The organism is Kribbella sp. CA-253562 (assembly GCF_050942265.1).
Classification (GTDB): Bacteria; Actinomycetota; Actinomycetes; order Propionibacteriales; family Kribbellaceae; genus Kribbella.
The window spans coordinates 4,013,879-4,025,778 of record NZ_CP192049.1 but is presented as its reverse complement, the minus strand read 5'-3'; the positions used below and the strand labels follow the sequence as shown (position 1 = coordinate 4,025,778).

The window sequence follows — 11,900 nt, the reverse complement described above, 5'->3', positions numbered from 1 at the left end:
TTGCTGCTCCCGATCAGGTCGACCCGGTCAGATGGTGACACATCGGCAACCGGCGCACCTATTCCTGGCGTTGCAACAAGCTGCAACGCATCAAGTCGTCGACGGAGTGCCGATGCGGTCGTCCGGTGGCGCAGTGACGGTCAGCTTCTGGCCGAAGCGGCTGAAGGTGGCGACCACGTCGGCGTCGTCCAGGGTGAACCGCAGCTGGACCGGCAGGCAGCGGGCGTCGACGGCGATCCGCAAGGTGAGTGCCTGGGGCAACTTCTTGGCGTCGTCCGCGGTGAGGAAACCGCCCAGCGCGTCGGCCTCGGTCGCCCTGGGCAGGTCGAGCGTGACGACGTACTCCTGGGCCGCCGCGCCGTTGACCGTGACCCGGTCACCGCGCTGGAAGGCGGTGGCGTGAGCCGCGCCGCCGATCACCGCGTGGACCTGGGCCGCGCGGACGAGCTGGTCGGCGTACCGGGCGGCGTCACCGCCACCGGCGATCTCCAGCCAGGGCCGCGACTTGCTGTCGGTCAGCGCGGCGTCCTTGAGATAGAGCGCCGCGCCGGTCCTGACCACCTTCCGGCCACGGCCGCTCGCGACCAGGTCGATCCCTTCGCGGGTCAGCTTGACGTCGGCGGTGACCAGGACGACGTCGCGGCCCGGGCTCTGCGTCCGGGAGATGACCCGGAACGTCCCCTTCGCCGCCAGCTGACTGAGCAGCTCCGACGCGAGGTTCGCGGGCGACAGGTTGTCGTCGCTGCGAGCGGGCGTCGAAGGGGCCGGTGACGCGGACGACGTACTGACGGACGGCGCCGGCCCGGTCTGCGCCGTACTGTCCGCACCGGACCCACAGGCGGCCAGCGCCACAACGACGGCGGCAGCGCCGAGACCGGCCCTCACGGTACGCACAGCGACACTCCTCGTTGGCGGGAAGAGGGGGCCTTGCTGCTCTGTTCAGGTCGACCCGGTTCGCTCACATGGTGACAGATCCGGAGGTCGCCGCAAACACTGTGTGACCTACCACAACCTGCCACTTTTGCGGAGGACGCCGGACGCGAGGCAAGATCCCGCGCATGGCTCCCCCCGTCGATCTGCCCGCCGGCTTCACCGCGCGCCCCGCCACGACCGCCGACGTACCGGCGGTGCACGCCCTGGTCAGCGCGGTGGAGCGCGACTTGATCGGTGTCGTCGAGACCGGCGCCGACGGGATCGAGGCCGCACTGAACCGCCCGGGCCTGGACGCGGCCGTCGACAGCCTGGTCGTGCACGCCGCGGACGGACGGCTGGCGGGATGGGCCTGGATCAATCGCGGCCGGCGCGCCCAGGTCGATGTGGATCCCGCCTTCCGCGGACAAGGGCTGGGCAGCGCTCTGCTGGCCTGGACGGAGGCACGGGCCGCGGAAGTCGGTACGGATTGGCTCGCGCAGACCGTCGACGACCAGGACCTGGCCGGCACCGAGCTGCTCCGGTCCCACGAGTACGAGGTGCTGGCGACGAACTGGCAACTGACGATGCCGACCACGGACCTCGAAGTCCGGATTCCCGACGGGCTCACGATCCGGCCGTTCGCGCCGGGTGACGAGCGGGCGGCGTACCAGGTGATCGAGGACGCGTTCGACGACTGGCAACCGCGACGCAAGTCGTACGACGAATGGGCGCGGCTGAGCATCGAGCGGTCGAGCTTCGCCCCGGAACTGTCTCCGCTCGCCTTCGCCGGCGACGAGTTGGTCGGTGCGGTGCTCAGCCTCGAACTGCCGGACACCGAGGACGGGTACGTCGAGCAGGTCGCCGTCCGCAAGGATCATCGGGGTCGTGGGGTGGCGAAGGCGCTGCTCGCGATCGCGGCCCAGGCGATGCACGCCCGTGGGCGTACGTCGCTGACGCTGTGGACGCACTCCGGCACCGGCGCGCTGGCGATGTACGAGCGGCTCGGGATGACCGTCCGGCGCAGCTCGACGGTCTACCGCGGGCGGATCTGAGCACTGCGGATTTCGTGACGAGCTGTTGACTCCTGGCGATGAGAGCGCTCCCATAGGCGTAACCCATCCAGGGAGGTCAAGATGCGTTCCCGCCCGAACACACCGTCCAGGACCAGGCTGAGGACCCTGCTCAGTGCGCTGGTCGCCCCGATCCTGGTCGCCGTACCGCTGACCATCGCCGCTCAGGCCAGTGTGCCGCCGCCTCCGGCCGGCTGGACCACGGTCTGGTCCGACGACTTCAACGGCCCGAGCGGCAGTCTGCCGTCCAGCGCGAACTGGATCGTCGACACCGGTCACGGCTACCCCGGCGGCCCGGGCAACTGGGGCACCGGCGAGATCCAGAACTACACCAGCAGCCCCGACAACCTGTCGCTCGACGGCGCCGGCAACCTGCGGATCACCCCGCGCCGCGACGGCGCGGGCAACTGGACGTCGGCCCGGATCGAAACCCACCGGGCTGACTTCAAACCGCCCGCCGGCGGCGTCTTGGCGATCGAGGGCCGGATCCAGATGCCCAACGTCACCGGCAACGCGGCGCTCGGCTACTGGCCGGCGTTCTGGGCGCTCGGCCAGCCGTACCGGGGCAACTACTGGAACTGGCCGGCCATCGGCGAGTTCGACATCATGGAGAACGTCAACGGGATCAACTCGGTCTGGGCCGTGCTGCACTGCGGCGTCAACCCGGGCGGCCCGTGCAACGAGACCAGCGGCCTCGGCGCGAGCCGCGTCTGCCCTGGTGCGAGCTGCCAGTCGGCGTTCCACACCTACCGGTTCGAGTGGGACACCAGCATCTCGCCCAACCAACTGCGCTGGTACGTCGACGGGCAGCAGTTCCACACCATCAGCCAGAGCCAGCTCCCCGCTGACACCTGGGCCAGCATGACCTCGCACGCGGGCTACTTCATCCTGCTGAACGTCGCGATGGGCGGTGCGTTCCCCGACGCGCTGAACGGACCGACCCCGCGCGCCGAGACCGTGCCCGGTCACCCGATGGTCGTCGACTACGTCGCGGTCTCCACCAAGGGCGGCGGCACGACTCCCCCGACCACGCCGCCTCCTGGTGGGACCGGCGCGTACGGGACCTTGCAGGCCGAAGGGTTCGCCCAGCAGTCAGGTGTCGGCCTCGAGACGACCAGCGACACCGGCGGCGGGCAGAACCTCAGCCAGGTCGGCAACGGCGACTGGACCCTCTACCGCGGCATCGACTTCGGCAGTACGCCGGCCCGCCAGTTCGTCGCGCGCGTCGCCTCGGGTGCCGCGGGAGGCGTCAGCGGCCTGGTCGAAGTCCGCCTGGACAGCAGGTCCAGCGCGCCGATCGGCAGTTTCGCCATCGGCAACACCGGCGGGTGGCAGAGCTGGCGCTCCGTCCCGGCCAACATCTCGGCGGTCACCGGCGTGCACGACGTCTACCTGACCTTCACCAGCGGCCAACCAGCCGACTTCGTGAACGTCAACTGGTTCACCTTCGGCCGGTAATCGCAGCGGTGACCGGGCTGTCCGTGGAACCGAGCGATCGGCGCCACGGACAGTCCCTCAACCCCTTCCCCAGCGGGCCTACAGTCTGAGCCTTTCGGAGAGTCAGCTTCCAATCCGCGATCATTGTTGCCACCGGCACGCCCGCAATGTGAGCGCATTTATCCAACACGCACCGGACTTGTCATCATTGTCACTGTCCGCTCCTGATGGCCGGAATCAAGTGGTGCCCGCCGACGCATCATGCCGCCCGTCACGTGACCAAGTCGGACCCGCGGAGTAGTCCGCGCGTGACGCTACTCACTACATCGTCAACATCGAAAGACAGCAGCAACCACTACTCTGTTCTTCTCTCTGTTCTTCTCTCTGTTCTTCTCTCTGTTCTTCTCTCTGTTCTTCTCTCTGTTCTTCTCTCTGTTCTTCTCTCTGTTCTTCTCTCTGTTCTTCTCTCTGTTCTTCTCTCTGTTCTTCTCCACCCGTGGTGCCCCGTCGCGGGCCGTGACCTATTCTTCGGCTATGTCTCAACAGGTGGTGAGCAGCGGGCCGGGTGCTCTCTTCGCGATCGGCGGAGCCGAGGACAAGCTGAAGAAGCGCACGGTGCTGCAGGAGTTCGTCGAGGCGGCCGGTGGGCCGAAGGCGCGGATCGTGGTGGTGCCGACCGCGTCCGCGCTCGGTCCGGACGTCACCGACGTGTACTCTGCACTGTTCTCCGCGCTCGGTGCGGCCAGCGTGGTCGGGGTCCGCCCGGAAAACCGCGAGGACGCCGACGACCCGGCGTTCATCGAACCGCTGGACGAGGCGACCGGCATCTTCATGACCGGCGGCAACCAGCTCAAGCTCAGCGGCGTGGTCACCGGTACGGCGTTCGGCCGGGCCGTCACGGCCGCGCACCGGCGCGGTGCCGCGGTCGGTGGTACGTCGGCCGGCGCCAGCATCCTGGCCGAGCACATGATCGCGTTCGGCCGCTCGGGCGCAACCCCGCGGCAGCGGATGAGCCAGCTCGCCGGTGGTCTCGGCCTGGTCCAGGGCGCGATCGTCGACCAGCACTTCGCCCAGCGCAACCGCTACGGGCGGCTGCTCTCGCTGGTTGCCCAGTCCCCCGGTCTGCTCGGCATCGGCGTCGACGAGGACACCGCGGCCGTTGTCCGGGGCACCCACCTGGAGGTGGTCGGCCGCGGCGCGGTGACCATCTTCGACGGCAGCCGGATCACCTCCAACGCCCACTTCGCCAAGCGGTCCGAGGCGATGCTGGCCTCCGGCGTCGTGCTGCACGTGCTGCCCGCCACCGCGACGTTCGACCTGCGCGCCCGGGTCCTGCTGTCGTACGGGTCGCAGCCCCCGGCCGAGGAACTGGCCGAGATCGAGGCGGCCGAGGCGGACCTGCGCAAGCTGGCCCGCGACATCGCCGCCGAGGGCGTCTCCCCGCGCTACTACGCCGAGCAGAAGCGCCGGGCCGGCAAGCGGGTGGCCCGGCGGGTCTCGTCGGCGGCCGAGTCCAGACCGGAGGCGACCGAGCCTCTGAGCGCGGGCGCCGAACTCAGCCGACCTGACACCGAGCCACAACCAGACAGTGGGACTTCATGACCGACACCGCCCCTCAGCACAGCACGACCGCGACGGCGCTCGGCAGCCCGAGCCCCGACCTGAAGATCATCGAGACCCGGGTCTACCGCGGCCCGAACGTGTGGAGCTACGAACCGGCCATCCACCTGGTCGTCGACCTGGGATCGCTGGAGAACTTCCCGTCGAACACGATCGACGGCTTCACCGAGCACCTGCTCGCCGACCTGCCCCGGCTCGACCAGCACCACTGCTCGCGTGGCCGCCGCGGCGGCTTCATCGAGCGGTTGGACGAGGGCACGTGGCTCGGCCACATCGCCGAGCACGTCGCCCTGCAGCTGCAGCAGGAGGCCGGCCACGACATGCGGCGCGGCAAGACCCGTCAGGTCAAGGGTGTGCCCGGCCGGTACAACATCATCTACTCGTACGCCGACGAAGCCGTCGGCCTGGCCGCCGGCGAGCTGGCGGTCCGGTTCGTCAACCACTTGGTCCAGCCCGATCCGGAGTTCGACTTCACCACCGAGCTCGAGCGGTTCATCAAGCAGGCCGAGCGGACGGCGTTCGGCCCGTCGACACAGGCCATCGTCGACGAGGCGACCTCCCGCGACATCCCGTGGATCCGGCTGAACAAGGCCAGCCTGGTCCAGCTCGGCCAGGGCGTGCACGCGAAGCGGATCCGCGCCACGATGACGTCGGAGACCGGCTCGATCGCGGTCGACGTGGCCGGCGACAAGGACCTGACCACGCGCCTGCTGGCCTCGGCCGGTCTGCCGGTCCCCCGGTCCGACTCGGTGCGGACCGTCGAGGACGCGGTGTCGGTCGCGAACAAGATCGGCTACCCGGTGGTCTGCAAGCCGCTGGACGGCAACCACGGCCGCGGCGTCTGCCTCAACCTGGCCGACGCCGACGCGGTCCGCGAGGCCTTCCCGATCGCCGCCGACCAGTCCCGCCGCGGCTGGGTGATCGTGGAGAACTTCGTCACCGGCCGCGACTACCGATGCCTGATCATCAACGGCCGGATGGAGGCGATCGCCGAGCGCGTGCCCGCGCACGTGGTCGGCGACGGCGTGCACACGGTGGCCGAGCTGGTCGAGATCACCAACGCCGACCCGCGCCGTGGTGTCGGGCACGAGAAGATCCTGACCCGGATCACCGTGAACGCCGCCGCCCGCGAGCTGGTCCGCAGCCAGGGCTTCGAGATGGACGACGTGCCGCCCGAGGACGTGATGGTCAAGCTGACGCTGACCGGCAACATGTCCACCGGCGGGATCTCGATCGACCGCACCTACGAGGCGCACCCGGAGAACGTCGAGATCGCCGAGGAGGCGGCCCGGATGATCGGGCTGGACATCGCCGGCATCGACTTCATCTGCCCTGACATCACCCAGCCGGTGCGCGAGACCGGCGGCGCGATCTGCGAGGTGAACGCCGCGCCGGGCTTCCGGATGCACACCAACCCGACGATCGGCGAACCGCAGTACATCGCCAAGCCGGTGGTCGACATGCTGTTCCCGCCGGGCGCGACCAGCCGGATCCCGATCGTCGCGGTGACCGGGACCAATGGCAAGACCACCACCTCGCGGATGATCAGCCACGTCTTCAAGGGCATGGGCCGCAAGGTCGGCATGACGTCGACCGACGGCGTCGTGATCGACGAGCGGCTGGTGATCCGGTCCGACGCGTCCGGCCCGAAGTCGGCCCGGATGGTGCTGCAGAACCCGCGGGTGGACTTCGCGGTCTTCGAGGTCGCCCGCGGCGGCATCCTGCGCGAGGGCCTGGGCTACGAGCGCAACGACGTCGCCGTCGTCCTGAACATCCAGCCCGACCACCTCGGGCTGCGCGGGATCGACACGCTCGAGCAGCTGGCCGACGTGAAGGCCGTGCTGGTCGAGGCGGTGCCGCGGACCGGCTTCGCCGTCCTGAACGCCGACGACCCGCTGGTGCGCAAGATGCGCCGCAAGTGCTCCGGTCAGGTGGTGTGGTTCAGCATGGCCGAGGCGGGCAGCGAGGTCCGCGAGTACATCGAGGGGCACTGCCGCCGCGGCGGCCGGGCCGTCGTACTGGAGCGGTCCGAGCTGGGCGACATGATCATCATGAAGCACGGCCGGCGGTCGATGCAGCTGGCCTGGACACACTTGCTGCCGGCAACCTTCGGCGGCCGGGCGATGATGAACGTGCAGAACGTGATGGCGGCGGCCGCCGCGGCGTTCGCGGCCGGGGCGCCGCTGCACGACATCCGGCAGGGCCTGCGCACGTTCAACACGTCGTACTACCTGTCGCCGGGCCGGCTGAACGAGATCGAGGTGGACGGCCGGCACGTGATCATCGACTACTGCCACAACGCGCCGGCGATGCGCATGCTCGGCGACTTCGTGAACCGGCTGGGCGAGAGCCTCGGTGCGTCCTCGGACGTCGGCCGGCCGTCGCGGATCGGCGTGATCGCCACCGCGGGCGACCGGCGCGACGACGACATGCGCGAGCTGGGCGAGGTCGCGGCGCAGCACTTCGACGTACTGATCGTGCGTGAGGACACCCGATTGCGCGGTCGCAAACGCGGCGACTCGGCCGGGCTGATCGTGGAGGGTGTCCGGGCCGCGATGGAGAAGGGCGCCCGCTGCCGGTCGGTGGAGACGGTGCTGGAGGAGCTCGACGCCGTCCGGTATGCGCTGACCCGGTCGAACCGTGGCGACCTGGTCGTGCTCTGTGTCGACCAGCACCAGTCGGTGCTCGCCGAGCTGGAGTCTGTGTCCCACCTCGCCCAGGCCGGCGCCCGGTCCGGTGACGAGGGCGGCGACCCCGACTTCGTTCGCCCGGACGGGGAAGCTGACACGGCAACGGAGTAGACGGACAGTGAGCGGGGACACACCGCGTGTCCCCGCTGGCCCGGGAACTCGGGTCCGGGCACTGTCGTTGGCCTGTCCGTGAAGACGAAGTTGCTGATGGCCTGTGCGGTCGTTGCCCTCCCCCTCCTGCTGTCCTCCTGCGGTTCCGGCGATTCGGCGGCCGCCGCCGGCACCGCCGCTTCGGTCAGTACGCCGAGCGTGCTGGTCGAGGACGCCTGGGTGCGCACCACGACCGGCGCGAAGGACACCACGATGACGGCGGCGTTCATGTCGCTGACCAATCCCGGCGGCACCGAGATCAAGTTGACCTCGGCAACTTCCCCGGTGGCGGGCACGGTGGAGTTGCACGAAATGGCGATGAAGGACGGCAAGATGGTGATGCGGGAGAAGGCCGGCGGCATTGCCGTACCGGCCGGCTCGCACGCCCATCTGGCGCCGAGCGGCGACCACGTGAGGCTGATGGACCTCAAGCAGCCGCTCAAGCCCGGTGACGAGGTGCCGTTGACGCTGAAGTTCTCCGACGGCAGCAGCCACGACCTGACCGTGCCGGTGAAGAAGTTCACCGAGGAGGAGGAGCACTACCACCCCTCCGAGACCCCCACGCCCGCCTCTTGACCTCAGCAGACCAGCCCACCCGGCCCTCGCGCCGGCAGCTCCTCGGGTACGCCGGAGCCGCCGCCGCGGGAGCCGCCGTGACCGGCGGAGTTGTTGCTCTTAGCAACGAGCCCGCACCGGCCGAGGCGACACCGAGCCGCGTCGTCAGCCCGTACGGCGACCACCAGCCCGCGATCGCGGCACCCACGCCGAAGCATGCCGAACTCGTCGCTCTGAACCTGCTCAGCAGCACCGACCGGGCCGCCCTCGGCCGCCTGATGCGGTTGTGGAGCACGGACATCGTCGCGCTGTCCGAAGGGCGCCCGCCGCCAGGCGACACCGCACCCGAGCTGGCCGTTGCCAACACGGCGCTCACCGTGACGGTCGGGTTCGGGCCACGCGTGTTCACCCGGCCCGGCCTCACGGCGTACAAGCCGAGCGGGCTCGACGACCTGCCGGTGATGCGGCACGACCGGCTGCTGCCGGGCTGGTCCGGTGGCGATTTGCTGATCCAGGTCGGGGCCGACGACCCGGTCAGCGTCGTGCACGCCGTACGGCGGTTGGTCGCGGACGCGTCGCCGTTCGCGAGACCGGTCTGGCGGCAGACCGGCTTCTGGAATTCGACCGGCCCGGACGGCAAGCCGGTGACCGGGCGCAATCTGTTCGGCCAGGTCGACGGGACGGGCAATCCGGCGGTCGGGACGCCGGAGTTCGACGCGACGGTGTGGGCCGACAGGCCGGAGTGGTTCCGCGGCGGCACGACGCTCGTCGTGCGGCGTATCAAAATGAACCTGGACACCTGGGACCAGCTGACCCGCTCCGAGCAGGAGCGCGCGGTCGGGCGCAAGCTGTCCACCGGCGCGCCGATCACCGGGACGGCCGAGCACGACGAACTCGACCTGGACGCGCGCGACGCCGACGGGCGGCTGGTGATCGCCGAGAACGCGCACGCCCGGCTGTCGCACCACAGCGAGAACGACGGTCGCCGGATCTTCCGCAAGGGCCTCAACTACGTGCACGACACCGGGGCGACCCGGGAGAGCGGCCTGATCTTCCTCAGCTACCAGGCCGACGTGGCCGGCCAGTTCCTGCCGCTGCTGACCCGGCTGGACGCCGCCGACGCGCTGAACGAGTGGACGACGACGATCGGATCAGCCGTCTTCGCGATCCCGCCGGGATGGCACGAAGACGGCTGGCTCGCGCGAGAGCTCTTGGCTTAACCCGCCCGGAAGCTGAGGAACTTCGTGCTCGGGTAGCTGTGGAAGTTGTTGGCCGGCTCGAGCGACGGCGTACCGGAGCAGTCGGCCGTGCGGTAGAGCAGGACGTCCTCGGTCGACCAGTTGAACAGGGCGCCGGGCGCGAAGGGCAGCACCGTGCACGCGGTCGGCACGTCGTTGTAGACGACGCTCCTGCCACCGAAGCTCGTGGTCTCGAAGAAGCAGGCCTGACCCTGCCGGCAGTCGGCGGCGCTGGTCTGCTGTTGCGCGGCGGATGCGGGAGTGACGGAGACGGTGAGCGCGGCGGCGGCGACGGCAGCGGCACCCAGGGCGGGACGATTTCTCACAGTTTCCTCCTGGAAGGCGGATTCCCGAACGGGGTCGAGCCTATTGTTGAATGTTCACCGAAGTAGCCGGCAACGGCGCGTCGTAGCGGTTTTACGTCGCGGCAACGCGGCGGCAACAGCTCGCTGCCAGCCTGATCGGCATGGAACAACTGCGGAGATCGGTCGCGGCCGGATCGGCGTGCGACGTCTGCGGGCGGCTACCCCAGCCGCGCCGCTTCCGGCTGTCGCTGGCCAAGCTCGCCGCCGTTCTGCCGGTCGAGCTCGCCCTGCACGCGCTCGTCCTGGCCCTGCACCCGCCGTACCTGGTCGCGGTGGGGCTTCTCGCCGTCACCACCACCGCGCTGGTGATCTGGGTGGTCGAGCCCTCGGCCATGCGGCTGCTCCGCGGCTGGCTGCACGCACCGGCTCAGCGGACTCGCCGAGCCACCCACGAGACGATCGAGCGGGCACCGTCGTTGTGGCGGATCCGGGTCACGCTCGACGACGAAGCCGGCCAGCTGGACCGCCTCACCGGGCAGCTCGCGGAGCTGGACGTCAACATCCTCGACCTGAGCGTGCACCCGCTCGCGGACGGCGTACGGGACGAGCTGGTGGTCTGTACGCCGGACACGCTGGCCGCAGGCGATCTGCTCGGCGCTGTCGAAGCGGCCGGTGGACGGGACGCCCAGCTCTGGCCGACGACCGCCCTGGCGCTGGTCGACGGCCAGACCGAGGCGCTCCACCTCGCGGCCCGAGTCGTCGCCGATCCGTCGGAGCTCCCGCACGCGATCAGTGAGCTGCTCGGAGCGCGAGTGGTCACCGACCGGCTCGCGATCAGCCACGGCCTCCTGCCGGCGGACGGCTCCGTGTTGAAGGTTCCGTCACCGTGGAGTGGGCTGATCGTGTTCACGCGCGCCGGAGAGGCCTTCACTCCGGCCGAGTCGGCGCGGGCTCACCGCTTGGCGCAGATCGCCGAACTGTCCCGCGCGGAGCGGCCGCTGGCCGACCGCGTTTAGGACTGCGATTCAGCCGACCGGCTCGCGGCGGGCGAGCAGCTTGCGTTCCGGCTCGGGCTGGTCGATCCAGTCGAGGTCGTCGGACAGGACCGCGTCGTTGGTGCGGTCGGCGTACGGGTCCGGGGGCGGGGGTGGCGGCGGCAGGGCGCGCAGCTTGAGGGCGGTCATCGGGATCGCCAGCAGGACGGCGAGCACCATCCAGGGCCAGTAGTCGCGCAGCAGGGGCTCGAAGGACTGGAAGAAGGCGTCGGTCCCGGCGTCGGCGAGGTCGCCGGCCGGGCGGCCCGCACCGGCGGAGACGGCGCGCAGAGCGTCGACGATCGCGAACGAGAACAGGTAGGCCGCGACCAGCAAGGGCCAGAAGTACGCCGAACGCCAACCGCGCCGCCAGCAGCAGACGTACAGCACGATCGTCAGCCCGACGGCGACGAGCAGCCCGTTGAGCTGCCACAGCCACTGGAAGTCGCCGAGGTCCGCGGCCGGGCGGGCGGCGTACCAGGCCAGTGGCAAGGTCAGCGTGAAGGCGGCGACCACCGAGCTACGGGTGCCCAGGGCACCGAAGAAGGCGCCGAGGGCACTTGCCGCGAGCAACGTGATCAGCAGGTCCCGCGCGGACAGCGTGTGCCCGCTGAGCCACCACGTGCCGCCGGCAACGACCAGCACCAGCGGTACGGCGTACCGGATGCGGCCGAGCAGGAACCCGGCCGCCGCTCCCCCGGCGACTCCGCCGAGCACGAGCAGATCGACCCGGCCGCTGGTGGCCGGGACGAACAGCGTGGACGCGTCAGGCAGCCCGGCCAGGTACGTCGGGGCGAACCCCACCAGGAACCAGCCGATCACGGCGGCCGGGACCGCCCACAGATAACGCATCTCACCCCGAATCCGCCCTCACGACCCGAGGGCCGGG

Annotated in this window: 11 protein-coding genes; 7 read left to right on the top strand and 4 right to left on the bottom strand. The window is 70.1% G+C overall.

The window, feature by feature from the left end; all coding sequences use genetic code 11:
* Window positions 1-90: 90 nt before the first annotated feature.
* Window positions 91-894: a hypothetical protein gene (locus ACQPXM_RS19050; RefSeq protein WP_432950417.1), complete on the bottom strand. Its 804-nt coding sequence runs from the start codon at window positions 892-894 to the stop codon at window positions 91-93.
* Between the two features lie 164 nt (window positions 895-1,058).
* Between ACQPXM_RS19050 and ACQPXM_RS19045 the strand changes: the two genes are divergently transcribed.
* Together ACQPXM_RS19045 and ACQPXM_RS19040 are read left to right on the top strand one after the other, a co-directional pair.
* The gene (locus ACQPXM_RS19045; protein ID WP_432950415.1) at window positions 1,059-1,964 is read left to right on the top strand and encodes a GNAT family N-acetyltransferase; all 906 of its coding nucleotides are present in this window, start codon (window positions 1,059-1,061) and stop codon (window positions 1,962-1,964) included.
* Between the two features lie 81 nt (window positions 1,965-2,045).
* Entirely contained in the window at window positions 2,046-3,440 is a 1,395-nt protein-coding gene (locus ACQPXM_RS19040) for a glycoside hydrolase family 16 protein (RefSeq protein WP_432950413.1), read from the top strand.
* Between the two features lie 308 nt (window positions 3,441-3,748).
* On the opposite strand, the gene ACQPXM_RS19035 is transcribed toward ACQPXM_RS19040, so the two are convergent.
* Window positions 3,749-3,913 carry a hypothetical protein gene (locus ACQPXM_RS19035; protein ID WP_432950411.1) on the bottom strand — a complete coding sequence of 55 codons (165 nt, stop codon included), beginning with the start codon at window positions 3,911-3,913 and terminating at the stop codon, window positions 3,749-3,751.
* A 40-nt stretch (window positions 3,914-3,953) separates the two neighbouring features.
* On the opposite strand from ACQPXM_RS19035, the gene ACQPXM_RS19030 reads away from it, so the two are divergent.
* The 4 genes from ACQPXM_RS19030 (at window position 3,954) to ACQPXM_RS19015 (ending at window position 9,654) form a co-directional block, all read left to right on the top strand.
* Window positions 3,954-5,021: a cyanophycinase gene (locus tag ACQPXM_RS19030; RefSeq protein WP_432950409.1), complete on the top strand. Its 1,068-nt coding sequence runs from the start codon at window positions 3,954-3,956 to the stop codon at window positions 5,019-5,021.
* Complete coding sequence (cphA, locus tag ACQPXM_RS19025; RefSeq protein ID WP_432950407.1) at window positions 5,018-7,840, top strand: cyanophycin synthetase; 2,823 nt, start codon at window positions 5,018-5,020, stop codon at window positions 7,838-7,840. The genes ACQPXM_RS19030 and cphA overlap by 4 nt, the downstream gene beginning before the upstream one ends.
* 78 nt (window positions 7,841-7,918) lie before the next feature.
* On the top strand, window positions 7,919-8,455 hold the full coding sequence (locus ACQPXM_RS19020; protein WP_432950405.1) for a copper chaperone PCu(A)C: 537 nt from the start codon (window positions 7,919-7,921) through the stop codon (window positions 8,453-8,455).
* Window positions 8,452-9,654 (top strand): Dyp-type peroxidase, encoded by a 1,203-nt coding sequence (locus tag ACQPXM_RS19015; protein ID WP_432950403.1) that lies wholly within the window; start codon window positions 8,452-8,454, stop codon window positions 9,652-9,654. The genes ACQPXM_RS19020 and ACQPXM_RS19015 overlap by 4 nt, the downstream gene beginning before the upstream one ends.
* Here the strand turns inward: ACQPXM_RS19015 and ACQPXM_RS19010 are convergent.
* Entirely contained in the window at window positions 9,651-9,998 is a 348-nt protein-coding gene (locus ACQPXM_RS19010) for a peptidase inhibitor family I36 protein (RefSeq protein ID WP_432950401.1), read from the bottom strand. The two genes, ACQPXM_RS19015 and ACQPXM_RS19010, sit on opposite strands and share 4 nt — an antisense overlap.
* Window positions 9,999-10,138: 140 nt before the next feature.
* On the opposite strand from ACQPXM_RS19010, the gene ACQPXM_RS19005 reads away from it, so the two are divergent.
* Window positions 10,139-10,993: an amino acid-binding protein gene (locus tag ACQPXM_RS19005; protein WP_432950399.1), complete on the top strand. Its 855-nt coding sequence runs from the start codon at window positions 10,139-10,141 to the stop codon at window positions 10,991-10,993.
* Window positions 10,994-11,002: 9 nt separating this feature from the next.
* Here ACQPXM_RS19005 and ACQPXM_RS19000 read toward each other — a convergent pair whose 3' ends face one another.
* Window positions 11,003-11,863 (bottom strand): hypothetical protein, encoded by an 861-nt coding sequence (locus tag ACQPXM_RS19000; protein WP_432950397.1) that lies wholly within the window; start codon window positions 11,861-11,863, stop codon window positions 11,003-11,005.
* Between the last annotated feature and the right edge of the window lie 37 nt (window positions 11,864-11,900).